This window comes from Nostoc sp. (genome assembly GCF_036917815.1).
GTDB lineage: Bacteria > Cyanobacteriota > Cyanobacteriia > Cyanobacteriales > Nostocaceae > Nostoc.
In genome coordinates, this window is the sequence record NZ_JBALEK010000066.1 from 1 (window position 1) to 25,908 (window position 25,908).

A 25,908-nucleotide genomic window follows, 5' to 3' on the forward strand; every position below is an offset into this window, starting at 1 on the left:
TCCAGAATGAAGCAGGAAGTAAACGCTAAAGCTGTCTATAATTTTTCTCGCAAGAGTTTGGTTTAGCTAACTTTAGATAAGTTTTTCATAACGGTATACCATAGTTGCAAAATGCTGTAAGTCTGATAAAAGGATCGTTCTTGGCATCTTCCCTTAGGGACTGACAAATAAAAAAACATCCCAAATTTTTTTGTGGGATGGGTATCCCCACCCGTCACGGATTGAGGGCGCTCATGTTGCCCACCCCATAAGATGGATAATTTATTTCTTGTCAGTCCCTTAGACGGGTCACAGCTTCCTTTGTTGATGAGAATAAATCAACCTTTTGACTTTTAAATTCCGCTTAAAGATACAACTTGAATTTTGATTAGACTAGAAGTTAAGCTTGTGTGATTTCCTAGATTGTCTCTGATCCCAGCACACCAGAGATATCAGCCTTCCAACAAAGTTAAAACAATTTGAGCAAGCAAGGTTGGGGAAATACACCCAGTGATCCCCACATGAGGCTAAGGTACAATGCAAAGAAATATTTAAATTATGAGCGACGGATTCCAAATGATCACATCAGAACATAACACAAAATCCAGCGATAAAAGCCTAGAGGCAATGCGGCATTTTTCCGAACAATACGCCAAGCGTACTGGAACCTACTTCTGTTCTGAACCTTCTGTTACCGCAGTTGTGATTGAAGGACTAGCAAAACATAAAGACGATCTAGGTGCGCCTTTATGTCCCTGTCGCCACTATGAAGATAAAGAGGCTGAGGTTCACGCCACATATTGGAACTGTCCCTGTGTGCCCATGAGAGAACGCAAAGAGTGCCATTGTATGTTGTTCCTCACTCCTGATAATGAGTTTGCTGGAGAAAAACAAGAAATATCTCTCGAAACAATTAAAGAAGTAAGAGACAGTATGGGATGAGCGAAACCATCCCCCAAGAGTTTTGGCAAGGCGTAGAACAGTTCAATTCTGGTCAGTTCTACGCCTGTCATGACACTTTAGAGGCTTTGTGGATTGAAGCTGGCGAACCGGAAAAGACCTTTTATCAAGGCATTCTCCAAATTGCTGTGGCACTGTATCATCTGGAGAATCGCAACTGGCGAGGTGCAGTAATTCTATTGGGAGAAGGCGGAAATCGCCTGCGGCGTTACCCATCTAGTTACAGTGGCGTTGATGTAGATGAGCTATTGAGTCAGAGCGCAGCATTGTTGACGACATTACAACAAATAGGGCAAGATTTGATTGCCACTGGCGATCTGGGTGCAAATAAAGTCTTATCTTTGCCTAGAATTGTGCTAACTACTGATTAGACATCTGGTGAAATTAATTATGCCTTGCCCGAAATCTTGAGGTAAGCACAATTCATGAATTATGCTTACCTCATTTTCACTCAGATGTCAATTTCCTGAAACCTTGAGGTTGGGGGTAGCGTCACTATTTCAGCCAGTAGTTATCCTCAATCACTCCAGATTGTATATTTCATATCTGGATCAAGTACTTGAGATAATTACAGGACTTACGCAAACAATAGGCGAAAAGAATGATTTTGAAGTAGGGGCAATTCATGAATTGCCCCTATGGCCTGTAGTTTTGCATAATTCCTAAATTAGAATACAAGCTGAAATCCTGAATCCTAAACTGCTATGATGCCCTGCTATCAATTGCCTTTATCACAGATGCGTCGCTTTGGATTAGCTTTAATGCTGCCAGTTGCACTCTTGGGCGCTTTTGTTTTCCCTAACCAAGTGCAAACTGCTACTGCACAAACATCTAAAGAAAATCGCCCCCTGACTATCCGCGCTGATGTGCAAGAATATGACGCTAAAAATCAAGTAGTCACCGCTCGCGGTAATGTGCAAATGTTGTATCCGGCTCGCCAGATTCAGGCAACATCTGCCCAAGCACAGTATTTTAGTAAAGAACGCCGAATTGATTTCAGTGGCAATGTCTATATTTTGCAACAGGGTGGTAACAGTATTCGGGCAGAGAAAGTAACCTATTTAATTGATGAAGGGCGATTTGTCGCTTTACCCCAATCCAACCGTCAGGTAGAGTCCATCTACATGGTGCAGGAATCAGATAATGATGGACAAACTGCGAAACCTGCCCCAAAAACACCGGCATTCAAACCTGCTAATTAGCATTTACCACCAAAAAAAGGTGCTGACAGCGTGAAAATTGTTTTAGAGAATATTCACAAATCTTACGGCAAGCGGTTAATTGTCAATCGTGTTAACCTTTCTGTTGCTCAGGGCGAAGTTGTTGGTTTACTAGGCCCCAATGGGGCTGGTAAAACAACAACCTTTTACATTGCCACAGGTTTAGAAAAACCCAATCAAGGGAAAGTTTGGCTGGGTAGTCTGGATGTTACGGGAATGCCAATGCACAAAAGGGCGCGATTGGGTATTGGCTATTTAGCACAAGAAGCAAGTGTTTTTCGCCAACTGTCGGTAGAGGATAATATTCTGTTGGTGCTAGAACAAACGAATGTGCCACGATGGGAGTGGTCAAGCCGACTTAAAACTTTACTGCGGGAATTTCGGTTGGAAAAATTAGCTAAGAGTAAAGGAATTCAACTTTCTGGTGGTGAGCGACGGCGGACGGAATTAGCGAGGTCTTTAGCTGCTGGACGAGAAGGGCCTAAATTTTTACTTTTGGATGAACCATTTGCGGGAGTTGATCCGATCGCAGTTTCAGAAATTCAGCAAATCGTGGCACAACTGCGCGATCGCGGTATGGGAATCTTAATTACAGATCATAATGTCCGCGAAACCCTGGCCATTACCGATCGCGCCTACATCATGCGTGAGGGACAAATCCTCGCTTTTGGCGCTGCTGAAGAACTCTACAGCAACCCCCTGGTGCGGCAGTATTATTTGGGGGATAACTTTCAAGTCTAAATTAACAATTATTTAGTTAATAATTTCAAAGGATATTTTGATTGTTTATTTTTCACCATGAATTTCTTAGTTAATTCTCACCTATTGAGAATTTAATTTTGATATTAAACATATATTTCACTTTACCAGAGTTGCCAATATTTAACTTTTTAAGTTGCTTATGATATCAAAGAAACTCACGTCTTTCAACAGTCTCTATTCGCTGCTGCCTTTGACGATCATGGATCGCTACCTTACCAGCGAATTGTTAGCGCCGTTTTTCTTTGGTGTCGGAGCTTTTTCATCACTTGGCGTCACCATTGATGCTGTATTTGATCTCATCAGAAAAATCGTAGAATCTGGGCTACCCATAGACATTGCCATTCAAGTTTTTTTGTTAAAATTTCCCAACTTTATCGTTTTAGCTTTCCCCATGTCTACGCTGCTGGCGACTTTGATCACCTACAGTCGTCTTTCTAGCGAGAGTGAATTAATCGCCCTGCGTGGTTGTGGAGTCAGCGTCTATCGCATAGTGCTAACTGCTGTGATGTTAAGTCTTGTGGTTACAGGAATGACATTTGTGTTTAACGAACAAATTGCACCAGCAGCAAATTATCAAGCGACGATGACTTTGGATAAAGCCCTGAAATCAGACAAGCCAATTTTAAAACAGCAAAATATTTTCTATCCTGAATACCAGGATGTTGCCCAACCGGATGGTTCTAAGAATCGGATATTGACACGCTTATTTTACGCTGACCAATTTGATGGTAAACGGATGACAGGGTTAACGATTGTAGATCGCTCAACAAAAGGTCTGAATCAAATTGTCGTATCAGAATCTGCCCAGTGGAATCCTTCTCAAAATGTTTGGGATTTTTACAACGGTACGATCTATTTTGTCGCCCCCGATCGCTCTTATCGCAACATCGTTAGATTTGAACACCAACAACTGCAACTACCGCGCACGCCATTAAGTCTGGCAGAAAAAAGCCGAGACTACGGTGAAATGAATATTTCTGAAGCACTACAGCAACTAGAAGTGGAAAATCTCGGTGGCGATCGCCAAAAAATTCGTAAACTGGAAGTGCGGATTCACCAAAAAATCTCCTTGCCCTTTGTATGTGTAGTTTTTGGCTTAGTTGGTGCAGCGATGGGAAGCATACCCCAGCGAACTGGCAGAGGCACCAGCTTTGGGATTAGCGTCATAGTTATATTTTCGTACTACTTAATTTTCTTTATTAGTGGTGCGATCGCACAAGCAGGTGTCCTCTCTCCTTTTATGGGGGCTTGGCTGCCCAACTTCCTTTTTTTGGGAATAGGTCTATTCTTATTGATACAAGTTGCCAAACGGTAAATTGAGATAGCAGGGAGCAGAGGGAGTGAGGGACAAGAATTAATAACCAATGCCCCATACTTCTCTTCTTAGGCTGCGCCAACGACTGCGCTACAAGTGCCCAATGCCCCATGCCCCATGCCCCCTCATCCCCACACTTCAATTACGGATGATAATTTCGACATTCCGGTGCATCTGGGTTTTCCTTGCAATATTCTTCAAAAGAGACTTTGGCTGATACCATACCCTCAGATTTTTGATGAGCCGCTTCTGCCTGGAGTTCTTCTACTTCATCCCAGGCAGCTGCACAGGGTTTAGAATAAGCACCTTGTTCGGTGCAAATAGCACGAGCCTGTTCAATTGCTTTTTCAATTCTCTCCTGTAGCAGGAGTGCTGTTGGCGCTTCTACAAAGTCGCTTTTGGTCAAAATGTCGGTAATGGAGATGATACCCAACAGCTTGCCTTGAATCACAGGTGCGCGATGAATACCAGTGTTAGCAAATAACCGCGCTACATATTCCACACCCAAATCAGGATTGACCACAATGCAGGGCTTGCTCATAATTTCGTAAACCCGCACTTGCTTTGGGTCTTTACCGTAGGCTGTTACCTTATAGACAATATCCGTTTCTGTGACAATGCCATAAGCATCATTGTCATAGCGACGATCCACAACCAGCGCCCGCAATGCTTTTTCCTTCATCAGCCCCACCGCCTCAGCAACTGTTGCCGAACCGCGAATGGTAACTACATCTTTGGTCATGATATCTTCAGCTTTCATCATTGGTGTAGTCTCCTGGTTAATAGTCCGATGCAGTACAGCGCCCTTATGGACGTATCGAAGTATGCAACGTATAGTTTGCTAACTAGAAAGTAAAAAAGTTGAACTTTTACCCAGCTACAACAATAAATTAGACCAGTTATTAACTGCTGATGTTATCCAATGTGACCAATGCCCAAAAACTAGTCATAAATTGTGATAATATTCTCCTAGGGAAGCTGGCGTGACTTCGGTGGCGTTCGGTGCGATCCAAAGTATTTCTCACTGCGGTAACGCAACCACACCCTTAAAACTTGGGGAATTTGATCTTTTTGTTCCTTACTGAGGGTGTTGTAAAGAACTAAGGCGCGATCGCGCTCACCCCGACAAGCAGCATTGTTGTGAGCATCCCAATAGCTGCGGGCTACTCGAATCCGCCGACAGACTTCTTTAATCACCGCTTCTGGTGTAAGTGGAGCGTCCTGCTTTGCCATACTCAGATGCTATAGGTTTCTCATATCATCTTAGCGAGTCTGACTCATCTTCACAATTGCAACTAATACCAATCAAATAGTTCACTAATGACGAGCAAGTTTCAACCTAAATCTTGAATACCATAATAGCCATATTTTGATGATAACTTCGATGTTTGACTATTGTTATACGTTTAAAGCCATATCTTTTATAGTAGTATTCTAAAGTTGGATTATCTACAACACAGTCTAAATATTTATAGCAATACTAATAAACAAAGCCGAAAATGCTGGTTTAAAAGTGATAGCTATAAACCCAAGAGGTACTAGCCAAGAGTGTTCTAGCTGTGGGACTAAGGTAAAGAAACCTCTGTCAGAACGAATACACAATTGTCCTAATTGTAAAATTAGTTTGTGTAGGGATCTAAACGCAAGTATAAATATAAAGAATCGTGGGACACACGATCTTAAAGCTCAACTAATGTCTTCATAGAAGAGTCGTTGAGAAGCCCACACTCACCCGTTCGCGTAGCGTCTCGCAGAGAAGGGGAGTGTGTGGAGTATGTCACAAATATGATTATTAATAGCAATCGAACCACAGAGGACTTGGAGGAATAAGAATTTGAGAGATTTTTTGCATAAGTCATAAGCAAGCTTATGACACAAGGATTAATACCAACACGGCTGGTATCAATCCAGTAACCAATCTCAGGAGGGCTTTCGGCTAATCAATTGGTTCTTTGCTGCAATGCAGATAATTTGAATTAACCCATCCTGACAAACCATTAATTCTAGTATTAGAGCCTTGAATTACACTTACATAAGCCCAGATACCTTCTTGTTTCTTCAATAAAACATTATTTCCATTATCAAGACCAGCCTGAGATTGTCCATTCGGACTATCACGAAGTGCCAGTTGCCCAGATTTAATATTCACTACATCACAAGAGGTTTTCCACTTTTGAGGGACTACATTTTCCGTGATTGCTACTAGTTGACGGTGTAATATCTGCTCACCTTTTTTGTAAATATTCAGGTACATTCCTTCATTGGCATTTTCACGCCAGGAAACTGAATAAGTATAATCGTCATTTTCCCAAGTAATGCCTCGATAACCATTATCACGCCAAGATGTTCCATTTTCTAAGTTGATACATTTAGCCTGAGCATCACAACCTCTGTAGGTTTTGCCGTTTTCCCCATTATCTAAAGTAATGGTAAATTCTCCAGCACGGTAAGTATCTGCTTTTGCATGAGTAGCAGTTACTCCAATCAAGGCAGCAGTCAGAATTGTAGTCAAAAATAATCCTTTTAAGCGTTTAATCATATTTACCTTTGGAATTTTATAACGTTTTCAAACTAGGTCTGTTTTAAGTTTTCCCATAATAATGGCTTTTCTAACATTTTGAGGAATTATGGACTGTACAAATTTATCGTGATTTAAGGAGGCAGAAGGAATCCCCATAAATAAATTTAGGGGATTTACTAAGGACGCTGTAAATATGCGCTACGCGTCTCGAAATACATGGAGAAAACCAAGTTAAAGTTGATGCTGAATAATTGGAAGACAGTCATGAAGTTCCCTACCTAAAGAGGGTTAACAGAAATAAATTTAAATGTTAAAAATAGGATTTGTGTTGGTTGACTAAAAAAAGTTAGTTTGCTAATTGGTGTAATCTTCAAACCAGATCAATATGAAACGACCCAACTATTTTCAAAATCATTCCAAAAACTCTTTAAGAGAAAAGTATCATCTTTACAAAGGCGAAAAATTGAACTGGCTTCAAGTAACTCTTCGGCTTGAAAGGTCAATTATTTCTATTATTCTTCCTTGGGTAATTTTTTGTACTGCCTATGGAATTTTAATATCATTTTTGAATTATTTAGGATTACCAATAGCATTTTCAGATTCCAACAATATTCTTACTAATGCTGTTTTAAGTTTTAATATTGGTTTTACATTACTATTAGTCTTTCGGACTAATACAGCCCATGATAGATTTTGGGAAGGTCGTCAACTATGGGGAGCTTTAGTTAATACATCTCGTAACTTAACTCGTGGAATTTGGATAATAATTAAAGATAAGACACCGCAAGATAGATTAGAAAAAGAGTCAATACTTCGGTTAGTAATTGCTTTTGCCGTTGCAATGAAGCTACATCTAAGAACAGTCACTTTAGACAATCAGTTGGCATCCTTAATGTCTGAAAAACAATATTTACAACTCCAAGATACTAATCATCCTCCACTACAAATTGCTTATTGGATAGGAGATTACTTGCAGGATCAGCACGATCGGAATCGTCTAAATGTCTATCAACTGACTACTCTACATAACTGCGTAGATGATTTAGTAGATATTTTAGGTGGTTGCGAACGCATTTTAAAAACGCCACTGCCTTTGATATATACTATTAAACTTAGACAACTGTTATTAATTTTTTGTTTGATATTACCTTTGGAAATTGTTGATTTTTTAAATTGGTGGACTGGTCTAGTAATGGCTTTTGTAAGTTTTACATTATTAAGCATTGAACAAATTGGCTCAGAAATCGAAGAACCTTTTGGGCTTGATCCCAATGACTTACCTTTAAATGCGATTTGCAATACAATCTCAAACAATGTTGAAGAATTAATCAGGCTTGCTTCTAACAATGTTCGTTCTTCCTAAATCTCTAAGGCAATACGGTTCAGTTAAGGCTTAACTCTTTGTCAAATTCAATTTTTTTAACGAACTGCAAAGGACGCAAAGGACGCGAAGGAAGAGAAGGAAGAAAAGCTTAACTGAACTGTATTAATCTATAAGGGACTGATAAGAAATAAATTATCCATCTTGTGGGGTGGGCATCCTGCCTGCCCTAAAGCTGGGACGGGTGCGGACACCCATCCCACAAGAAATTTCGGATGTTTTTTATCTGGTTATTATTGCAAAATGGTTTGCCTCACTTCAACTGGTTCACCCGTCAAGCTAAAAGGGCGGACTTCGGTGATTTTTACCTTCACCAACTGCCCTTGAAGTTCTTTGATGTTGCCACTAAAAAAGGTCAAACGATTACCGCCAGTGCGTCCCATCACCTGGGTTTGATCTTTAAGATTTTGGTCTTCTACTAAAACTTCTTCAATGCGTCCAAAGTAACGTTGCGATCGCTCCGCTACTTTCAAGTTTCCCAAATGATTGAGCCGTTGTAGGCGATCGCTTTTAATTTCTTCACTCAGTTGATTTTCCCACAAAGCGGCGGGTGTCCCTGGACGCGGCGAATATGCTGCTGTATTCAACATATCAAAGCCAATATCTTCCACCAGTTTCAGGGTATTTTCAAACTGTGCTTCTGTCTCCCCAGGAAAACCGACAATGGCATCGGCACTAATGGAAGCATCTGGCATATACCGCCGAATGGTATCGATAATCCGGCGATATTTCTCATGGGTATAACCCCGCGCCATCGCCTTTAAAAGTTCATTATCCCCAGATTGAAAGGGAATGTGAAAGTGTTTGCACACCTTGGGCAACTCAGCACAAGCTTGAATTAACCTCTCCGTAAAATAACGGGGGTGACTAGTAGCAAATCTTAGCCTTTCAATCCCCGGCACATCATGCACGTAATAAAGCAAATCTGTAAAGTTTTGCAGATGCCGACCTTCTGGTGTCACTCCCGGTAAATCTCTACCGTAAGCATCAATATTTTGACCGAGTAAAGTAATTTCTTTGTAACCTTGCCGTCCTAATTCTGCCATTTCAGCCCGGATAGCTGACGGCGTGCGAGATTGTTCGACACCGCGCACATTGGGAACTACGCAGTACGTGCAGCGTTCGTTACAGCCGTAAATCACATTCACCCAAGCTGTTACTTTACTATCGCGTCGCGGCTGGGTGATATCTTCAATAATGTGAACTGCTTCAGTTGCTACAACTTGATTGCCCTCAAACACTGACTCCAACAAATCTTTGAGGCGGTTGGCGTGTTGTGGCCCCATTACCAAGTCTAATTCTGGCACTCGCCGTAATAGCGCTTCTCCTTCTTGCTGGGCAACACAACCAGCAACAATGAGAGTTAAATCAGGCTGCTCATGTTTGCGTTTCGCTTGTCTGCCAAGGTAGGAATATACTTTTTGTTCAGCATTATCCCTGATAGTGCAGGTGTTGTAGAGAATTACATCTGCATTATTCGGGTCTTCACACCATTCAAAGCCCATATCTTCCAAAACGCCAGCCATGCGCTCTGAGTCAGCTTTATTCATCTGACAACCGAAAGTAGTGATGTGGTAGTGGCGTTTAGAAGTGGTCATGGGCAATTCTGCTGAATCAGCGTAATGTATATAGGGTTTCTTTCTATTCTATAAGTTTGAAATGCCAATACATTAGTACCTCTCTAAAAAGTCCCAGATATCAGAGTATTTTGGATTTTTTAACACCAGGTTTGCACAACATGACCCTTTAACTGTTGTCCTAACCAAGGTGTATTTTGTGAAAGTGTATAAAGACTTTTCCGTTCGACTTTCCAGGTTTGCTGGGGATCAAATAAAGTCAGTTCCGCTTGTTGATGAGGAACGATCGCACTGACTTTTTGCCCTAAACACTTTGCTGGACTGGTACTCAATGCTCGCCATAATTCTAAAGCTGTAAATTCTTCAGTTTCAACGAGATACTGCCACAACAAGGGTAATGCTAATTCTAAACCAATTGCTCCGGGTGGTGCTTCGGCAAAAGCTTGGACTTTTTCTTCGTAGCTGTAGGGTGTGTGGTCAATAGCGATCGCATCGATCACCCCTGCACGTACCCCTGCACGCAACGCCGCCACATCACGAGAATTACCTAAAGGCGGGTCTAAATGCAAGCTGGTGTGATAACTCTTAACTGCTTTGGTATCAAGTAAAAGGTGCATCCAGGTGGTGCTGGCGGTGATGGGTAAACCAGCCGCCTTCGCTGAGGCGATTAATTCCACACTGCGAGCTGTGGAGACACGCATGATATGGACTGGTGTGCCTATTGTTGCAACCAATTCTAGCATTGCGGCGATCGCAGTAGTTTCAGCGCTGGCGGGTATTGCGGGTAAACCGAAACGGAGAGCATCTGACCCTTCTCTCATTACACCATTTGCTGTTAATTGGCGATCGCTAGGCCAAAATGCGACTGGTTTACCCAAGGGCTGGAGATACTCTAACACTCCCCGCACCAAGGCCAAATTTTCTAAGGGCTTACCATCGGTAAAACCAACAACTCCAGCAGACGCTAAATCTGCCAATTCCGTCATCTGTTTCCCAGCAACATCTAAGGTGATAGCACCCCAAATATGAAGCAGGGGAGCAGGGGAGCAGGGGAGCAGGGGAGAAAAACTATCCTCTGCCGCTCTGCTCCTCTGCCGCAACTGTGCCACAAGTGCAGGATGATCAATAACTGGGGATGTATCGGGTAAAATGCTAACTCTAGTAAAGCCGCCAGCAGCAGCAGATTGTAAGAAAGACAAGAGGGTTTCCCGTTCTTCAAAGCCAGGTTCCCCGGAGTGGCTATACAAATCCACTAACCCAGGTCCAAGAACTAATCCCTGACAATCTCTGATTTTAGTATCAGAACTGATATCAGAAATGTGCGAAGCCACTGCTTGGATATCACCATCAGCAATCAGCACATCCAAGAGTTCATCGATTTCAGAAACTGGGTCAATCACCCGTACTTTTTGTAGCAGTTCCGTCATAAAAGTTAGGAGTTAGGGGTTATGAGTTATGAGTTAAGTAGGTAGGCATAATTAAACATAAAATAAAATCCTAGTTCGTAGTCAGCGATTCATCGCTCAAAGCAAGGATTATCAGGACTAAACTCCTTACTACAAACTTGAATTTATTTTTCACTCTTAACTTCTAACTCCTAACTCCTCACTCATAACTTTATTACAATGCCCCTGCTGCTGTTTTATCTAGTACACCTCCACCCAAATGAGTGGTGATGTTCATCGCTTGCAATACTGGTAAACCATCGATACCAGAAGGGTAGTCAATAACACTGACTGCGCCATTTCCCTGGCGAAAATTCCAGAAATTTTCTAGCGATAAACCCAGAATGTGACAAAGCAAGGTTTTATTAGTAGCGTCATGAGCTACTACTAATACAGTTTTAAATTGATTGGTTGATGCAGCTTGCACAATTGATTGCCAAGCTGCAACGCTGCGCTCCCACACTTGTTGCAAATTCTCTCCTTCAGGCATTTGCACTTGGGCTGGTACTATCCGCCAGCGCTGTAACTCTCCCGGAAACTCCTGCTCTATTTCTGTTTCTAATTTTCCTTCCCAGAGTCCGTGACTGATTTCTCTCAAACCATCTTGCAATTCTAACTTTACATTTGGATGTTGTTTTAAGATAATCTCTGCTGTTTCTTTAGGGCGCAGCATTGTGCTACTGCAAGCATTATCAATGGCTACCTCTTGGAGAAATTCACCTGCTTTTTGCGACTGTTGTCTACCGTTGTCGTTGAGGGGGACATCAATTTGTCCTTGAAACCTGGTTTGGCGATTCCAGTCGGTTTCACCATGACGCACTAGCAACAATCGTACTCCTTGATGATCCGGTCGCAATGAGGGTAGAGTTTCTCCAGTGTGTTGTGTCTGATTTAAGGACTCTAATTGGACTGGTTCGCCCAATCCCCCAGCAAAATTTAGTACAGTGATGCCACAGTTAGATTGCTGTATTGAATGGTAGCGACTTGGAGGGATGGATAGCGCTGTGCTAATGAGGGCGCGATTAATTCCGTTATGTCCCACTATGAGAATAGTTTCGCCTTGATGCTGAGACAAAATTTCTTGCCAAAACTGCCGTGCTTGTTCGTATAAAGCAAGAACGGGAAAATGTTCTCTTGTCCCTTGTGCATCATTAAGCACCATCCGCAGTTCGTGGGGGCGTTCGTGCCAAGTGCGGTAGTCTTCGGCAAATTTTTGCTTGACTTGGGCAGTTAGTAGTGCTTCCCATAAAGGCAGGTCAATTTCTAGCAGCAAATCAGAAACTTGGAGTACAGCAGACTGTTCAGAATGAGTAGCTAACTCACTATGGATAATATCTGCTGTGTGTTTCGCCCGTTGCAAGGGACTGCTGTAAATCGCATTAAATAAAATATTACTGAGGGCTTTGCCTACTAGACTTGCATCGTTACGACCTTTTTCGGTTAATGTTGACGCATCAGTGCGTCCTTGGATACGCCGCTCGGTGTTATAACCACTTTGACCGTGACGCACAATGATGACTTTTAAAACCATGCTATATCAACACTCCTAGCCTTTACTCTCTCTAAAATGCTCACACAATGCTCAAATAGTCTAATTTCACCCTTCAAGCATCAACAATAGGTATGAATTACTACTCAGCAACTATGCTCAAAGGATGCTCAACTTTCCGGGTAAGAATCTACATCTATCTTATTATGTCTAAAGCGCTTTTCACTTCTCTCATGCGTGTCTCAAGCGCTTTTACCTCATCTTGTAACTTGCCTTCCTTGTCAACAAGTGCATCAAGTTTTGATGTGTCAATGAGGGACAGGGTGTGGGCTGGTGGTGCGATCGCTTGTTTTGCGATACGTTCGCACTCAAGAAAGTATTTACGTATTACTATTAATTCAAATCGCTGGTATTGAAATAGAAGCATTTCAATTACCTGACGGAAGTTCGACAAAATACCTGCTTGGTGGGCAGTACTCGCTAGAGGGATAGTAAGCCGGAATTAATAACAATAAACCCTTTAGAAAGTCAGTCTCCTAAAGGGTTTTTTGTGGATGTACTAGCGTTTCATCTCGAATTCAAGGTTGACAAATTATCGAAGTTAACTAAGAAAAATTGACGGCTGATGTTAGACTCGCCTCATCCATATCAAAGGCACAATCACTGCTACATTCTAGGGTTTTAACATCTCTTATCCACGCCTCAGTAATTGCTATGGTGTATTGCCAGCCCATTTCGTCGTAATTAATTCTGTAATTTTGTTCAATTATTACGCCCCTACATGACCCATGAGGTAGTTCACCACTGTTATCAAACTTTACGAATTCGCCTATCTGGAAGCGAGGCACGGGTACAAGGGCGGTGGTTTGTTGTATTGGTAGTTGACAAGTCATGTTTTACTCCTAATAAATGAAAGTCTCTAGTAGTTAGCCATTAGTCACTGAGCAAGGATACAACCTCTTCTAGTTTCTGCTTTGCCTTGTACAGGTTAATCAAACGCTCTTGCTCCCATCTCTCAGGTGCTTGATATCGTTTACCTTCCATCGTCAGCTTAATCAGCGCTGCTTGTTCATCTGTGGGTGAGTTCATCTCATCTAGTGCTTGGGCGATATTCTGGTAAGCTTCAAAAGTGAGCTTCCTTAATCCCTTACCTTCCTGTAGCTGGTGAAGGGCGATCGCTGGGAATGCCATTAACGAGGTAATGTAGCTGACCTTGTAACCAGCATTGCCAGTTGGCTTGATGCCATACCGTCTACACAAATCTCTCAACTCAGCAATGGTTTTGATTTCGAGTTCTGACCGTGTGAACATAAAATAGAGTTACCCATTTGTAAAAGTGGTATCGGTGAGCTACAACTTTCCACGGGAGTACTCACCGATTTAAAACTCTAACCCGACGCTTGCATCGACTTCAATCTATATTTACGTTTCTACATAAATGTCTAAGCTCAAAGGTAAGCCTGAAAATTTTGATAATCCACCAAGTAGAGAGTTGACAGAAAATGTTACTTTCAGGGCTACCAAGGAAATGAAGGAAGAGATACAGAAGCAAGATAACCCGGCACAATTCTGTAGAGACGCAGTGCAAAAGGCACTAGATGAGAAGAAGGGGAAGTAATAGCCATATATACCCCTATGTTTTAAAGTGTCAAAATAAGTGTCAGGTTTTTTGTCATTATTTATGTCAAAAAAAGTGTCACTTTAAAATACAAGGGTATGTCCGATATTACGAAAAAAAACCTAGCATGTTATTGCTAGGCATAAAGTGTTGGAGTATTAGTTTAAAAAGTATTGGCAGGATAGAGTCTAATACGTCTTGTTTCGTTACGATTTAAAGTTATCTCTGTCCTGTAGTAGCTTTTTCATCTCTTCCATTTGTTGCTGAAGCAATTGATTTTGTTGCTCAAGTTGTTCCATCCTGGATTGTTGCTGTGGCACTTCAGGGTTAATTCTTCCCGCGAAAATAGCTACATCCTGGTAATGCTTGTTAGATACCTGTATGTCATGTCCACACCAATTACTAACGAACTTCTCATCATTATTCTCTATCTATATCTAAGTGTACTTGGAATCCATCATTGTCACTCTCCGACTGAGCCGGTGTTAAGAAAACAGAAGTGTCGGGCACTGATAATGATTCTTTAAAGTGGATTTTGACTGGAGTTTTATTGTATATTCTATTCTTGTTGGAGATGTTTGCTGGATTAGTTTGCTCAAAAAAGCTTGTAAAGTCATTTTTGGCTGTTCTACTATCAATTCCAACTAGAGAATTACCAGTTAATCTGTATTGTCCGCGATTTAAGCTTGATGCTGGTGACTGTGCATATACCTGGCTTCCTAAGGTTGCAAAGGCTGCCGTAATCCCCAAGAAAGCAATAATGTTGGCGTTCATTTTTTTATCCAAATTATCTTTAATATTGCTTGTCTTTATTATCGAGGCAAATTATTTTAATTAACTCTACCTTTGGGTTGTGTAACAATAATTGGATTGCGTATATACTTAGAAGGTAAGTGATTTTTGCTATTTTCGACACTGGCCAACTATTATAACTGTGGCGATTTATTTATACAGTATGATTATCCAGTTCAGTTTTCAAGCGAGGACTAGGGCGTGTTTTCAAACTACTCGTTTGCCTCCTAATTTTTTAGATCCCCCTAAATCCACGCCACGTGCTTCTCCCAGGGGGAGAAGCACGTGGCGCAGCGCAGAGAGAAAAACAGAGATTTTACGAGTCACCTTGAAAGGGCTAATAATAGGACTTACGCATTGACAGGAAAGAGCAAATATGGTTGATTTGAAAAACCACATTTGTCGTAGGGGCAATTCATGAATTGCCCCTACTGTGCGGGTTTACAACAATCAAAGAATGATTCATAAAACCGGAAACGACGTATTTAGCTTGATACACAACATAATTCTTTTGTACGGTGCATAAGTCCTAGATAATATAAAGAATGGGTAAAATGATTTTTACCGCTACCTATTAATTGTTCCTGCTCACCAGCATTGCCTTTTCAGAACTACCGAATGAAAATTTACAACCATTTATATCAAATTGTAATTACATTTCTTCCTTTCCCCACTCCTGCTTGGCTGCAAATATTACGACGTAACTACGTGATATTATCGTTGCTCGTGGGACTAAATTTCATCGCTGCTACTCCAGCAATGGCGGCGAATTTGTCTGGCGATTTACTCAAGCAACCAGCTACAGAAATTACAATTAGCTTGGGTAATTCAGCTAATGAACTCAAGTTTGAACCAAATCATCTGGAACTACTCGCTGGCAAACGCTATCAACTACGGCTTACCAATCCCAGCCAACTGAAGCACTATTTTACTGCTAAAGATTTTGCCGATGGCATCTGGACACAAAAAGTCCAAGCAGGCAAAGTAGAAATCAAAGGAGCCATTCACGAACTGGAACTCAAGCCGGGTGCTGAGGCAGAATGGGTATTTGTACCCCTCAAATCTGGTACTTATGGCTTGCGTTGTCCGATACCGGGACATACGGAAGCAGGTATGACTGGAGAGATTGTCATCAAGAATTAAAAATTATTCGACTCAGTATTTGGCAGAGGTCTAATGTTTCAATTAAGGATAATTGAACTAAGTCCCATAGTGTGCAGCGAAAAATAATTTAGGGCGATTTTGATTCAAGTCCAACACATTAGGAGTACGGGAATGTGTTATTGTATATACTTTAGAGGCTAAACTGGAAGAATCCCTATCAGGGATTAAAATAACTTAAATTATAGATATTATTTCTCAAGTAATCTAGAGAAAGCATTGATACTTCAACGGCAGAGCCAGTAGTAATTATTAATTTCCTATGAACATTTTCAGTAACTTACTTTCTCAAACAACTCAGCCTGGAACATCGAAAAAACAGCGCCGAGGAATTGAAATTAAATCGCCGCGTGAAATTGAAATCATGCGGCAATCAGCGAAAATTGTGGCAACTGTTCTCAAAGAAATTTCTGAGCTAGTAAAGCCAGGAATGACTACGGCTGATTTGGATACTTATGCAGAAAAACGTATCCGCGAAATGGGTGCAACACCCAGTTTTAAAGGATATCACGGTTTTCCAGGTTCTATCTGCTCCAGTATTAATAATGAAGCTGTACATGGCATTCCTAGTCCCAAGAAAGTGATTCGTGTGGGGGATGTATTAAAAGTAGATACAGGCGCTTATTACCAAGGCTTTCATGGTGATTCTTGCATTTCAATTGCTGTCGGTGAAGTGACCCAAGAAGCTGCAAAATTAATTCGCATAGCAGAAGAAGCTTTATATAAGGGCATTGAACAAGTAAAAGCCGGTGTATACTTACTTGACTTAGCTGGAGCAATTGAAGACCATGTGAAAGCTAACGGTTTTAGTATAGTCGAAGAGTTCACTGGACACGGTGTTGGTCGTAACCTGCATGAAGAACCTTCAGTATTCAACTACCGTACCCGTGAAATGCCAAATGTTAAACTTCGTGCGGGGATGACGCTGGCAATTGAGCCAATTTTAAATGCGGGTTCTAGACACACGCGGACATTATCTGACCGTTGGACAGCTGTCACTATGGATAATTCTTTGTCGGCTCAGTTTGAGCATACAGTGTTGGTGATGGAAACTGGTTATGAGATTTTGACTGACCGTTCTAAGTTGTAATTTTTATCTGATTTGTGAAATTTTACAGTGTCCAGATCCCCGACAACTTTTACGAAGTCGGGGATCTAATATTTAACGAATGATTTAGGACTGCTATATTTGACTGATAGCCGCATAGTTAGTTTTATAAATAGAAAGCATCTCTTTAGCTTGTACAGAGACAGATGTACTCTCTGGAATAGCTTCTAATAAGTTGATTGCTTGTTCCCATTTATCTTGTGCTTGCTGCCGATTTAGTTGTGAATAAGGTGAATTATCAACAAATAAATTAGCTTCTATTGCTAGTTTTTGGGCTGATTCTAAGTTTGCTAAGGCTTTGTGTTCAATTAACACTCTTTGACTGATAGATTTATAGTTAATCTGATAGTAAGCTAATTTATTCTTTGCCTGTTCATAAACTGATGCTGCATGAGGAATACTATCTAACAAGATTATTGCCTGATGCCATTTGTTTTGTGCTTGTTGCCAGACTTTTAGAGGATGGGGCGGATTTTGAACCAGAGAAGCAGCTTCCATACCGAGTTTTTGAGCAGATTTAAACTTAGCAAACCCGCTTCCTTCTTGAGTTAAACTTAGACTCATCTGCTGCAATTGTGGACTTTGCTCTTGAAGTTTCCAACCACCAAAAGTTAAGATTAATAAACTTGAGGCTATAATCAAAGCTGAACGGACTATTTTTTGTGTCGAAAACTTTGGTAATATTTCTACTTGCTGGCTAAGAATTGGTTCTTTACTACTTTCTTGTTCAATCCTTTTTAGGGCTTGTTCTGCCTGTTCACTTAAAATTTCACTCTGAATAATTAGGGTAGCAATTTCTTCTTTAAAAAACTCACAATCATTAAGGATATCTGTTAATTCTTGAAAATCATTTTCACTCGATATAATTAATTGATGGTCATCATCTAACCACTCTAAAGCGAAGCCAGATTTACCATAAAAAGCAGACACCCCTAATAAAATATTTAATAAATTATGACTAGTTTTAATAGTATTAAAAATATAATTTAATCTTTCCTGTAACTGTAATAGGTCTTTTTGACAATTTATAATTTCTTGAATTTGACGTTCTAAAACATTAGAGTTGCTCAAGTGTAAGTTGATCTTTAAGCTTTCAGAAATTACTTGAAACCTGGCGGGTAAACTGGGATAGCTAATATCAAAATTAAGTTGGTTGACCAACTTAATATCACTGAGAATATCAGTAGCTATTGCCTGCAAAAAGTAACCCCATTCAATCCAAGAATCAATTTTTGGTTGTAAATCAGTTAATGAAACTTTAGTTTCTGGGTTGCCAAATTTTTCGGCGATCGCTGGATGTACTAATTTTACGCTAGGTATCAACAAACTAGCTCCTGTAGCTATTCGAGGAAGTGTGGCGATCGCAGTAGTTTTGATAGGATCAAGTCTTAACTCCTGAGCAATTAATTTTTTAATATTCCGTAGTTGTTCCTGAGCATTATTGATCAGGATAATTTGTTTCATGATTTCATTAGAATCGCCAATAGTCAGTTTTAGACTCTGAATCAGTGTTGGCAATTCACTAACAAGTATTTCTAGGTTAGCCATAAATACCCCTTGGGGATTTGTCGAAAGTTTATGCGAAACAATTAAAATGGCTTGAGTGAGAATATAACCACGCCTGTTGCATCTGAGCATCCTAGTTGAGTAGCAAATTTTAGGAGCTATAAAATGTATAATTCCCATAAATCCTGCTAAAGTAACAATTTCAGTTTAAAAATCCCAGAGAAAGACAAAATTACCCATTCACTAACCTATGAATGAAGTTGATTTAGCATTTACCCCAGCACTAGAGTTGGCGCAATTAATTCGTCGCCGGGAAGTATCACCACTAGAATTGGTGGAAATATATTTAGAACGGATTGGGCAGTTAAATCCCCAATTAGGAAGTTATTTTACGGTGACGGCAGAATTAGCGATCGCCGATGCCAAAGCCAAAACAGAATTATTGACAACTACCTCAGAACTACCGCCATTTTTTGGGGTGCCGATTTCCATTAAAGACCTCAATGCTGTAGCAGGTGTTACTTGTACTTATGGAAATCCGGCATTACTGAACAATATCCCTAACTATGATGACGGAGTTGTAACAAGGATTAAGCAAGCTGGATTTACTATTATCGGTAAAACAGCCACATCTGAATTAGGTTCATTTCCATACACTGAACCTACGGGTTTTCCCCCAGCGAGAAATCCGTGGAATTTAGAATACACCCCTGGCGGTTCCAGTGGTGGCGCGGCGGCGGCGGTAGCGGCGGGATTATGTGCGATCGCTCAAGGTTCTGATGGCGGTGGTTCCATTCGGGGACCTGCCGCTTGTTGTGGTTTGGTGGGAATTAAGCCATCCAGGGGTAGAGTGAGTAAAGCACCTGTAGGCGAACGCCTTGCCGGAATTGCCGTCAACGGGCCGATCGCTCGGACTGTGGCTGATGCTGCTGCCCTTTTGGATGCCATATCTGGCTATGTCACAGGCGATCCTTACTGGTTGCCAGATCCCGAACCATCATTTCTCGTCGGCACTCAGACAAAACTCGGTGCTTTGCGAATTGCCTTTGACACTAACATTTCTCCTTTGGGAGAGGCTGACGCGAACTGTCAGCAAGGTGTCCGCCAAACAGTCCAGTTATTAGAACAACTCGGCCACCACGTTGAACAAAAATCCCCAGATTTGAGCAGTTTAATTGAACCATTTCAAATCGTTTGGCAAGCTGGGGTAGCTGCGGTGGGACTTCCTGTTGAAGCCTTGCAGCCATTGAATCGCTGGCTATTTGCACGCACAGGTTCCGTAACTGAGTATCTGCAAGCAGTTTCTCAAATGCAGATAGTGGCACGGCAGATTGTGGCGTTTTTCGATACGGTGGATGTGCTGGTATTGCCAGTTTATTTACATTCACCCATCCGCGTGGGGGAATGGGCGTCGCTGAGTCCAGAAGAGACATTCCAAAATATTGTTCAATGGATTGCCCCTTGTCCAGCTGCAAATGCAACTGGACAACCTGCGATCGCAATTCCTGTAGGCTTTGATAGTAATGGTTTACCCATAAGTGTGCAGCTAATTGGTAAACCTGCGGCTGAAGCTACCTTGATCGGCCTAGCAGCACAATTAGAAGCGGCTAACCCTTGGATTCATCATCGTCCAGCCTTGGCAATATCGGGCTAATCATCCAGGTATGCCTGGAACAACTTTCGCAAATTATCGTGTTTGCAGGTAGCTTATATCTTGCACCAGGCGACTGGAAGTCGCGGCTACACAGGCGAAACCCACCTTTCCTGCGGAACGCCAAGGGCGAACGTGGGTTAAATAAAAACCTTTGATTTTCTCTTAGTCCACGGAGGTGGACTTCTCTTCGAGACGCTACGCGAACGTTTGTATAGCCAAGCCAGTGCGGTCTTGGGGGTTTCCCCCATGAGCAACTGGCGTGCGATTTCTAATCGCCAGGGCTAGGTGCAAGATGTGAGGTGGGATTCTCAGAGCAGTAAATATAATGATATTATTCTGATTTTTATTCAACTTTTTTTGGTTTAACATAGTTACGAAAGTCATTTATTGTGAGTTGATCGAGCCAATGAATAACTGATGGGTAGAGATTGTTCGTAGTTTGTGCTTTAGCGAAGACAGTACAGACTACGAACTGATGAAATTAAGTTGCCCGATCAATTTTTTGCACTTCTTGATCAGATAGTTTTACATTGATGGCTTGTACTGAGTCTTCAATGCTGGAAACCTTGCTAGCACCAGGAATTGGCAAAATAGCGGGCGACTTGGAACGCAACCACGCCAGAACGATATTGTACACCGATACGCCTTTTTCTTTAGCTAACTGAGCGATCGCCGAAATATCTTGCAAGTCCTGATGGCGACGGCTACCACCAAAGGGACTCCAAGGCAAAAAGCTTAATCCTTGCTGTTCGCAATATTTCAACACGCCGTCATTTTCTGGCTGTCGTTGCCAAAGGCTGTATTGATTCTGTACCGAGACAATATCCACCACATCCTGCGATCGCTTAATTTGTTCAACGGAAAAATTAGAAACTCCCACAAACCGAATCAAACCCGCCTCCACTGCTTCTTTAACTGGCGCAAGGGATTCTTCAATGGTGTAATTACTATCCGGTGCATGGTATTGCCAAACATCGATGGGTTTAGCACCACCCAACGCTTCAAAACTGACGCGAATTGTTTGGCGTAAATGTTCTGGGTTGCCGTTACTTGTCCAACTGCCATTGGGACGCATCAAACCGCCCTTGGTTGCCACAATTACTTGGCTAACATCGCCTTTGTAACTACTAAGTGCCTTGTGAATTAACCGCTCATTGTGATGCTTTTCTGACTCATCTTTGCAGTAAGAATCGGCAGTGTCAATAAATGTAATGCCCAGATCGAGGGCACGATGAATAACTTCGATTGATTGCGATTCGGGAGGGCGATGAGAAATTGACATAGGCATACCACCCAAACCGATCGCACTCACAAAGATACCAGTTTTTCCGAGTTGTGTAGTTTCCATGATTCTAGCTATAGTTTTCTGTCCCAATTATCTATCAGTTAGGCATTGATCATAAATCCTCCCTAGTACTTAGACTTGGTGATCGGTAAATGGGCGACGAGGGGAATACTCTACTCAGGGGTTAAGTATTCTATACACAGGTATCGATGAAAATTGTCGCGGAAACCCATACTAAATTGCAGCTAAAGCATCGACCACTCAGCTATTGGTTTAGTGGCTGGTGTATTTTTACTATGTTTTTAAGCTTTTTGATTTACTGCTTAGTTTTTGATTATGCTTCAGTTAGTCTCAGTTGCATTCGACCTTCATCAAACCAAATTAACTGTGAATTGAAGCGGTTTAATTTGCTGGGAAGTATGGAGAAACTCAAAATATTTGATCTCCAGGAAGCATACATCCTGACACAGACTGGTAGCAAAGGGAGCAAAAGCTATCAAGTTATGATTGTGACTCCATTTGGAGATTTTGCCCTGCTATCGCATATTAGCTATCAAGAGGATGAGGAAATTGTCTTAAAAATCAATAATTTTATCAACTCTGAGCAAATTTCCCTATTAGTGCAGCAAAATCAGCAAAATTATCTATTTTTCTCAAGTTTATTTATATTAGTTGTAATGGCGATCGCTGCTTATTTTGCCACCTCACCTGCAACTACTTGCACTTTCTATAAGAGTATGGATAAGGTATTTATCGAACGTAAAAGTTTGCGTGGCAATCAAATTATCGAACATCCACTAGCAAGCATTCTGCGTTTTGATATCCAAGAACAGCAATATAAACACTCCAAGGTTTATCGGGCTGTAATTATGCTGAAATCTGGCGAGGAAATTCCAATTAACCCACAATATACTGATGAAAAGAGCATCAGATATGCAGTTTCTAGGATACTCTCATTCCTGAGAAACTAAAAAATTACCCGCTCTCAGTGCCTCAGCACCCTCAGAGGAGAATCAAAAGTTCAGAAACCTATAATTTTTTGTGCGCGATCGCTTGACTCTCCACCCGAAATTTGATAAACCTCAATTTGGGTTATTAAATCCGCCCAGGTTCTAGCCGCAACTTCAGTATCCTGAAGTCGTCCGACTCATAAACACAACCTAGTTAACAAAAAATACCCAAAAATACCCACTTTGTCAGTTTGTGTAATTAAGCTATGTTTGTTAAATAAAATCAGTAGCCAGTCTATATGAGCGGCTGTTATTCCACACTTGACATAAAGCATTGTGAGTGCAAAACGTCTGCCAGAAACCATTGCCCATGTCAGAATTACCCGCCAATCTTGGCAACACGGCTTCCTTGAAGGCGAAGTGAATGCGGGTGAGTTTGAGTGGCATTTTCAGTGGCATTTTCGCCGGGGAGAACTTGCTGTCAAGCCTTCCCAAGGCCGCGCCTTAATCAAAGAACCCCTCGGTCGATTCTTAGAGCAACAAGATTACCAGCTAGAGCCTGGAGGAGATTATGCTTTTACTATTCGGGCGGAACTTTAAAAGTTAGGAGTTAAAAGTTAGGAGTTAGGAGTTAGGAATTTGGAGTTATAAAGATATTAACTCCTCACTCCTCACTCCTCATTCCTCACTTCTGATTCAGTGAGGCGATTTAAGTATCTTTCGATTAAGAGGATGGCAACAATGTCATCTATAGGTCTTGGTGGCTGTTGCATACCCTTTGGCAATAGCTTTATTAGTCCTTTGGGCGGGTACATTTGCCAATAGCGATCGCGGGCTTCTAAGGTTGTGTACCGCTCATCCACTAAAATAATACTCAGAGGTTCTGTCAACTCCTGATATAATTGCTGTCTCCACTGCTTGGCTGTAGTTTGGTCGCCCATGACCATCAAGGAGATAGGAAACTTTTGCCTTAGTGTCTCAATTGTAGCGATCGCCTCTTTTGCTAGCACGACCTGATGATAATACAGTTGCCGATCCAGTCCCATCACCGCTACACCACACTTATCTCGACCTGGATCAAACCCTAAGATGACTGGTTGGGTTGGTGAAAATTCACGGAAATTCATAATAAATAGGACTTACGCACTGTACAAAAGAATTATGTTGTGTATCAACGTAAATACGTCGTTTCAGGTTTTTATTAATCATTCTTTGATTGTTGTAGACCCGCGCAGTAGGGGCAATTCATGAATTGCACCTACAACAAATGTGGTTTTTCAAAACACTCATATTTGCTCTTTCCTGTCAATGCGTAAGTCCTAATAAATTCAAAATTCAAAATTAAGAAAAGTCTCACGTTTTGAAGCGTGGGTTCCTCCTGCCTCCTGAATAATATAGCGGTTCTCAGTTGAGTGCAATACAGACGTAACCCCCAGCCCCTTCCCTATAAGGGAAGGGAAGTAAGATTCAAAGCCTCTCTCCTTTTAGGAGAGAGGAATGGAAGTGAGGTCAAACTGTATTGCATCCAAGTGAGAACCGCTATAACAGTGTGCAAAAACTTTTTTAAGTACTAAAAATAATTTGTCCGTTGACTATTGCCACTAATTTTACTCTCAATGGACCGGCTGTATAAGTGTCCTCTGCGGCGATCGCTTTGATCTCCAAGGGTTGATTATACTGTCTTAATTGGGTGACAAAGCGGAGAAAAGTCCCTTCTACTTGGACATTTTCGACAATTCCGGCATTTCGGGCACGAAATTGAGAAGCCGAAATCAGTATTTCTAGGCGCTGCTGTAACTGATAGGATGTCATAGTTTTGGAATCAGTAGTAGTTGTAGCCAGCACCGCGCCTCCCGAAAAAACCAGTTGATTCCGGGCTATATCGGTGAAAAATTCTATCTGCTTTTCTCCCCTGACGTAATTACCAGCTGAGAAAATTCGCAGTACATATTCTTGGCCATCGCCAATCTGCTTGCTCAATTGCTCAACTCTATCCTGGGTAACGCGCAGGAGTTCTACATTGGCGGGATTTGCCCCAGGTTCGCTTAATTCGAGGTTAGCGTTCCGATTGGCTTCTTGTAAAAGTTGTACCACCGCCTGAAGAGCAGCAGTAGGTTTGGTAACACGAATTACAGCAGCAGCCAGAACTTGACCGCGAACTAAGGCCAGCTTACCAAGACGCAGGTCGCGGTAAGACTGATAATATTTTTCCAGCCTTGCAACTTCCAGTTCTAGTTGCTCTTGTTGTGCTTCCAACTCTTTGAGACGCGATTCCCGTGTGGCAATGACTTGCTCCCGCGATGTAATTTCTACATTCCGCTTTTGAATTAGTTGATCCAGTTGGGCAATTTTTTGATCGCGTTGTTCTATCGCTTCTTGACGGTTAGCAAGTTCGCGATCGCGTTTTTCAATCGCTGTTTTGGCTTCGTCAATGGCTTTTTTCGCTTCTACATACAGTCGTTGGCGTTCCGTCTTCAGTAATTCAACTGCTGCTTGTAACTCCTTTCTCTGGTTGTAAACGCTTTGCAATTCAGCTATAGCTTTCTGATACTGAGTTACAACTTGTTCTAGATGACCTTGAGTGCGTTGGAGTTGAGTTTGGGTTTGGGCTTGTTGACTAATGGTGCGATTCAACTGGGCTTGTGTTTGCCTCTGTTTGGCATTCACTGCTTGCAAAGATTGATTAATTGCTTGCAAGTCTTGTTGTGCCTTTGTTTGAGCAATTCTTGCCTGACTTAGCTCACCCTCTACCTGACTTTTCTGAGTTTCTGCGGTTTTTAGCTGTTCCCGCTTCTGCCTGAGGTCTGTTTGAATATCTTCTAACTCAAATACTCCCTTTCGCAAGCCTTCGTCGGCAGCGAATAAAATCCCTAGTGTTGATGCTGAAATCAAACCACCCGTAAAAATTGTTACCACTACGGCGGTGTTTTTTGGACGAAGATTAAAAAGTGAGAGGCGGGCTTTGCCAACTCGTGTGCCGATGCGATCGCCCACGGTGGCTATCACGCCTCCCAGAATTAAAATTGCTGCGATGAGGATGTATCCGGTGGTCATCTTTAGCTACCGAAATCCTTCCAGATACAGCCTACTACTTTTAAGCATTGTCTGGAAATAAGTGGAAATTGGCAATAGCTGAAATTACTCAATTTTAGATTTACCTCTAGCTATTAGTGTGATTTTTCAAA

General features: G+C 41.7%; 27 protein-coding genes. 13 read left to right on the forward strand and 14 right to left on the reverse strand.

Going from position 1 to position 25,908, the window contains the following annotated elements; all coding sequences use genetic code 11:
- Window positions 1-555 precede the first annotated feature (555 nt).
- The 5 genes from V7K97_RS21265 (at window position 556) to V7K97_RS21285 (ending at window position 4,236) form a co-directional block, all read left to right on the forward strand.
- Window positions 556-921 (forward strand): ferredoxin thioredoxin reductase catalytic beta subunit, encoded by a 366-nt coding sequence (locus V7K97_RS21265; protein ID WP_179069106.1) that lies wholly within the window; start codon window positions 556-558, stop codon window positions 919-921.
- The gene (locus V7K97_RS21270; RefSeq protein ID WP_334802990.1) at window positions 918-1,310 is read left to right on the forward strand and encodes a DUF309 domain-containing protein; all 393 of its coding nucleotides are present in this window, start codon (window positions 918-920) and stop codon (window positions 1,308-1,310) included. Before V7K97_RS21265 ends, V7K97_RS21270 begins: the two co-directional genes overlap by 4 nt.
- 333 nt (window positions 1,311-1,643) lie before the next feature.
- Window positions 1,644-2,141, forward strand: a complete 498-nt coding sequence (locus V7K97_RS21275; protein ID WP_334802991.1) for an LptA/OstA family protein — start codon at window positions 1,644-1,646, stop codon at window positions 2,139-2,141.
- 30 nt (window positions 2,142-2,171) lie between these two features.
- Entirely contained in the window at window positions 2,172-2,900 is a 729-nt protein-coding gene (gene lptB, locus V7K97_RS21280) for an LPS export ABC transporter ATP-binding protein (protein ID WP_334802992.1), read from the forward strand.
- A 220-nt stretch (window positions 2,901-3,120) separates the two neighbouring features.
- Entirely contained in the window at window positions 3,121-4,236 is a 1,116-nt protein-coding gene (locus V7K97_RS21285) for an LptF/LptG family permease (protein ID WP_334803034.1), read from the forward strand.
- A gap of 142 nt (window positions 4,237-4,378) precedes the next feature.
- On the opposite strand, the gene V7K97_RS21290 is transcribed toward V7K97_RS21285, so the two are convergent.
- Both V7K97_RS21290 and V7K97_RS21295 read right to left on the reverse strand, forming a co-directional pair.
- Window positions 4,379-4,999 carry a CP12 domain-containing protein gene (locus V7K97_RS21290; protein ID WP_334802993.1) on the reverse strand — a complete coding sequence of 207 codons (621 nt, stop codon included), beginning with the start codon at window positions 4,997-4,999 and terminating at the stop codon, window positions 4,379-4,381.
- 206 nt (window positions 5,000-5,205) lie between these two features.
- Window positions 5,206-5,469, reverse strand: a complete 264-nt coding sequence (locus V7K97_RS21295) for a Precorrin-3B methylase (protein WP_334802994.1) — start codon at window positions 5,467-5,469, stop codon at window positions 5,206-5,208.
- Window positions 5,470-5,749: 280 nt separating this feature from the next.
- Here V7K97_RS21295 and V7K97_RS21300 point away from each other — a divergent pair, with 280 nt between their 5' ends.
- Entirely contained in the window at window positions 5,750-5,941 is a 192-nt protein-coding gene (locus V7K97_RS21300; RefSeq protein ID WP_334802995.1) for a zinc ribbon domain-containing protein, read from the forward strand.
- A 231-nt stretch (window positions 5,942-6,172) separates the two neighbouring features.
- On the opposite strand, the gene V7K97_RS21305 is transcribed toward V7K97_RS21300, so the two are convergent.
- Window positions 6,173-6,775: a hypothetical protein gene (locus V7K97_RS21305; protein WP_334802996.1), complete on the reverse strand. Its 603-nt coding sequence runs from the start codon at window positions 6,773-6,775 to the stop codon at window positions 6,173-6,175.
- Window positions 6,776-7,142: 367 nt separating this feature from the next.
- Between V7K97_RS21305 and V7K97_RS21310 the strand changes: the two genes are divergently transcribed.
- Window positions 7,143-8,120 carry a bestrophin family protein gene (locus V7K97_RS21310; RefSeq protein ID WP_334802997.1) on the forward strand — a complete coding sequence of 326 codons (978 nt, stop codon included), beginning with the start codon at window positions 7,143-7,145 and terminating at the stop codon, window positions 8,118-8,120.
- Window positions 8,121-8,371: 251 nt separating this feature from the next.
- On the opposite strand, the gene miaB is transcribed toward V7K97_RS21310, so the two are convergent.
- The 6 genes from miaB to V7K97_RS21340 form a co-directional block, all read right to left on the reverse strand.
- Window positions 8,372-9,736 carry a tRNA (N6-isopentenyl adenosine(37)-C2)-methylthiotransferase MiaB gene (gene miaB / locus V7K97_RS21315; RefSeq protein ID WP_334802998.1) on the reverse strand — a complete coding sequence of 455 codons (1,365 nt, stop codon included), beginning with the start codon at window positions 9,734-9,736 and terminating at the stop codon, window positions 8,372-8,374.
- Between the two features lie 119 nt (window positions 9,737-9,855).
- Window positions 9,856-11,142, reverse strand: a complete 1,287-nt coding sequence (locus V7K97_RS21320) for a dihydroorotase (RefSeq protein ID WP_334802999.1) — start codon at window positions 11,140-11,142, stop codon at window positions 9,856-9,858.
- A gap of 193 nt (window positions 11,143-11,335) precedes the next feature.
- The gene (locus tag V7K97_RS21325; RefSeq protein WP_334803000.1) at window positions 11,336-12,691 is read right to left on the reverse strand and encodes a histidine phosphatase family protein; all 1,356 of its coding nucleotides are present in this window, start codon (window positions 12,689-12,691) and stop codon (window positions 11,336-11,338) included.
- Between the two features lie 154 nt (window positions 12,692-12,845).
- Window positions 12,846-13,103, reverse strand: a complete 258-nt coding sequence (locus V7K97_RS21330; RefSeq protein WP_334803001.1) for a hypothetical protein — start codon at window positions 13,101-13,103, stop codon at window positions 12,846-12,848.
- A 151-nt stretch (window positions 13,104-13,254) separates the two neighbouring features.
- The gene (locus tag V7K97_RS21335; protein WP_334803002.1) at window positions 13,255-13,542 is read right to left on the reverse strand and encodes a hypothetical protein; all 288 of its coding nucleotides are present in this window, start codon (window positions 13,540-13,542) and stop codon (window positions 13,255-13,257) included.
- Between the two features lie 40 nt (window positions 13,543-13,582).
- Window positions 13,583-13,960, reverse strand: a complete 378-nt coding sequence (locus V7K97_RS21340) for a hypothetical protein (protein WP_334803003.1) — start codon at window positions 13,958-13,960, stop codon at window positions 13,583-13,585.
- A 127-nt stretch (window positions 13,961-14,087) separates the two neighbouring features.
- Between V7K97_RS21340 and V7K97_RS21345 the strand changes: the two genes are divergently transcribed.
- Window positions 14,088-14,267: a hypothetical protein gene (locus V7K97_RS21345; protein ID WP_334803004.1), complete on the forward strand. Its 180-nt coding sequence runs from the start codon at window positions 14,088-14,090 to the stop codon at window positions 14,265-14,267.
- A gap of 420 nt (window positions 14,268-14,687) precedes the next feature.
- Here the strand turns inward: V7K97_RS21345 and V7K97_RS21350 are convergent, their stop codons facing one another.
- Window positions 14,688-15,041: a hypothetical protein gene (locus tag V7K97_RS21350; RefSeq protein WP_334803005.1), complete on the reverse strand. Its 354-nt coding sequence runs from the start codon at window positions 15,039-15,041 to the stop codon at window positions 14,688-14,690.
- 636 nt (window positions 15,042-15,677) lie between these two features.
- Here V7K97_RS21350 and V7K97_RS21355 point away from each other — a divergent pair.
- Both V7K97_RS21355 and map read left to right on the forward strand, forming a co-directional pair.
- Window positions 15,678-16,202, forward strand: a complete 525-nt coding sequence (locus tag V7K97_RS21355; protein WP_334803006.1) for a cupredoxin domain-containing protein — start codon at window positions 15,678-15,680, stop codon at window positions 16,200-16,202.
- A gap of 280 nt (window positions 16,203-16,482) precedes the next feature.
- Entirely contained in the window at window positions 16,483-17,310 is an 828-nt protein-coding gene (gene map, locus V7K97_RS21360; protein WP_334803007.1) for a type I methionyl aminopeptidase, read from the forward strand.
- A gap of 93 nt (window positions 17,311-17,403) precedes the next feature.
- Here the strand turns inward: map and V7K97_RS21365 are convergent, their stop codons facing one another.
- The gene (locus V7K97_RS21365; protein ID WP_334803008.1) at window positions 17,404-18,876 is read right to left on the reverse strand and encodes a hypothetical protein; all 1,473 of its coding nucleotides are present in this window, start codon (window positions 18,874-18,876) and stop codon (window positions 17,404-17,406) included.
- A 208-nt stretch (window positions 18,877-19,084) separates the two neighbouring features.
- Here V7K97_RS21365 and V7K97_RS21370 point away from each other — a divergent pair, with 208 nt between their 5' ends.
- Window positions 19,085-20,488, forward strand: a complete 1,404-nt coding sequence (locus V7K97_RS21370; protein WP_334803009.1) for an amidase — start codon at window positions 19,085-19,087, stop codon at window positions 20,486-20,488.
- A gap of 481 nt (window positions 20,489-20,969) precedes the next feature.
- Here the strand turns inward: V7K97_RS21370 and V7K97_RS21375 are convergent, their stop codons facing one another.
- The gene (locus V7K97_RS21375) at window positions 20,970-21,836 is read right to left on the reverse strand and encodes an aldo/keto reductase (RefSeq protein ID WP_334803010.1); all 867 of its coding nucleotides are present in this window, start codon (window positions 21,834-21,836) and stop codon (window positions 20,970-20,972) included.
- Window positions 21,837-21,982: 146 nt separating this feature from the next.
- Here V7K97_RS21375 and V7K97_RS21380 point away from each other — a divergent pair, with 146 nt between their 5' ends.
- Window positions 21,983-22,744 (forward strand): hypothetical protein, encoded by a 762-nt coding sequence (locus V7K97_RS21380; RefSeq protein ID WP_334803011.1) that lies wholly within the window; start codon window positions 21,983-21,985, stop codon window positions 22,742-22,744.
- A gap of 315 nt (window positions 22,745-23,059) precedes the next feature.
- Window positions 23,060-23,323, forward strand: a complete 264-nt coding sequence (locus tag V7K97_RS21385) for a DUF3146 family protein (RefSeq protein WP_118171445.1) — start codon at window positions 23,060-23,062, stop codon at window positions 23,321-23,323.
- Window positions 23,324-23,394: 71 nt separating this feature from the next.
- Here V7K97_RS21385 and V7K97_RS21390 read toward each other — a convergent pair whose 3' ends face one another.
- Together V7K97_RS21390 and V7K97_RS21395 are read right to left on the reverse strand one after the other, a co-directional pair.
- Window positions 23,395-23,850 (reverse strand): pre-16S rRNA-processing nuclease YqgF, encoded by a 456-nt coding sequence (locus V7K97_RS21390; RefSeq protein WP_334803012.1) that lies wholly within the window; start codon window positions 23,848-23,850, stop codon window positions 23,395-23,397.
- A gap of 436 nt (window positions 23,851-24,286) precedes the next feature.
- The gene (locus V7K97_RS21395) at window positions 24,287-25,777 is read right to left on the reverse strand and encodes a DUF3084 domain-containing protein (RefSeq protein WP_334803013.1); all 1,491 of its coding nucleotides are present in this window, start codon (window positions 25,775-25,777) and stop codon (window positions 24,287-24,289) included.
- Window positions 25,778-25,908 lie beyond the last annotated feature (131 nt).

What these genes read in the sequence shown, in the direction of transcription:
- V7K97_RS21290 (WP_334802993.1), bottom strand. Translation starts at nt 4,999, where the DNA reads ATGATGAAAGCTGAAGATATCATGACCAAAGATGTAGTTACCATTCGC.
- V7K97_RS21320 (WP_334802999.1), bottom strand. Translation starts at nt 11,142, where the DNA reads ATGACGGAACTGCTACAAAAAGTACGGGTGATTGACCCAGTTTCTGAA.
- V7K97_RS21340 (WP_334803003.1), bottom strand. Translation starts at nt 13,960, where the DNA reads ATGTTCACACGGTCAGAACTCGAAATCAAAACCATTGCTGAGTTGAGA.
- V7K97_RS21375 (WP_334803010.1), bottom strand. Translation starts at nt 21,836, where the DNA reads ATGGAAACTACACAACTCGGAAAAACTGGTATCTTTGTGAGTGCGATC.
- map (WP_334803007.1), top strand. Translation starts at nt 16,483, where the DNA reads ATGAACATTTTCAGTAACTTACTTTCTCAAACAACTCAGCCTGGAACA.
- V7K97_RS21270 (WP_334802990.1), top strand. Translation starts at nt 918, where the DNA reads ATGAGCGAAACCATCCCCCAAGAGTTTTGGCAAGGCGTAGAACAGTTC.
- V7K97_RS21275 (WP_334802991.1), top strand. Translation starts at nt 1,644, where the DNA reads ATGATGCCCTGCTATCAATTGCCTTTATCACAGATGCGTCGCTTTGGA.
- V7K97_RS21295 (WP_334802994.1), bottom strand. Translation starts at nt 5,469, where the DNA reads ATGGCAAAGCAGGACGCTCCACTTACACCAGAAGCGGTGATTAAAGAA.
- V7K97_RS21380 (WP_334803011.1), top strand. Translation starts at nt 21,983, where the DNA reads ATGAAAATTGTCGCGGAAACCCATACTAAATTGCAGCTAAAGCATCGA.
- miaB (WP_334802998.1), bottom strand. Translation starts at nt 9,736, where the DNA reads ATGACCACTTCTAAACGCCACTACCACATCACTACTTTCGGTTGTCAG.
- V7K97_RS21390 (WP_334803012.1), bottom strand. Translation starts at nt 23,850, where the DNA reads ATGAATTTCCGTGAATTTTCACCAACCCAACCAGTCATCTTAGGGTTT.
- V7K97_RS21335 (WP_334803002.1), bottom strand. Translation starts at nt 13,542, where the DNA reads ATGACTTGTCAACTACCAATACAACAAACCACCGCCCTTGTACCCGTG.
- V7K97_RS21265 (WP_179069106.1), top strand. Translation starts at nt 556, where the DNA reads ATGATCACATCAGAACATAACACAAAATCCAGCGATAAAAGCCTAGAG.
- V7K97_RS21395 (WP_334803013.1), bottom strand. Translation starts at nt 25,777, where the DNA reads ATGACCACCGGATACATCCTCATCGCAGCAATTTTAATTCTGGGAGGC.
- V7K97_RS21305 (WP_334802996.1), bottom strand. Translation starts at nt 6,775, where the DNA reads ATGATTAAACGCTTAAAAGGATTATTTTTGACTACAATTCTGACTGCT.
- V7K97_RS21310 (WP_334802997.1), top strand. Translation starts at nt 7,143, where the DNA reads ATGAAACGACCCAACTATTTTCAAAATCATTCCAAAAACTCTTTAAGA.
- V7K97_RS21365 (WP_334803008.1), bottom strand. Translation starts at nt 18,876, where the DNA reads ATGGCTAACCTAGAAATACTTGTTAGTGAATTGCCAACACTGATTCAG.
- V7K97_RS21350 (WP_334803005.1), bottom strand. Translation starts at nt 15,041, where the DNA reads ATGAACGCCAACATTATTGCTTTCTTGGGGATTACGGCAGCCTTTGCA.
- V7K97_RS21285 (WP_334803034.1), top strand. Translation starts at nt 3,121, where the DNA reads ATGGATCGCTACCTTACCAGCGAATTGTTAGCGCCGTTTTTCTTTGGT.
- V7K97_RS21325 (WP_334803000.1), bottom strand. Translation starts at nt 12,691, where the DNA reads ATGGTTTTAAAAGTCATCATTGTGCGTCACGGTCAAAGTGGTTATAAC.
- V7K97_RS21345 (WP_334803004.1), top strand. Translation starts at nt 14,088, where the DNA reads ATGTCTAAGCTCAAAGGTAAGCCTGAAAATTTTGATAATCCACCAAGT.
- V7K97_RS21370 (WP_334803009.1), top strand. Translation starts at nt 19,085, where the DNA reads ATGAATGAAGTTGATTTAGCATTTACCCCAGCACTAGAGTTGGCGCAA.
- V7K97_RS21355 (WP_334803006.1), top strand. Translation starts at nt 15,678, where the DNA reads ATGAAAATTTACAACCATTTATATCAAATTGTAATTACATTTCTTCCT.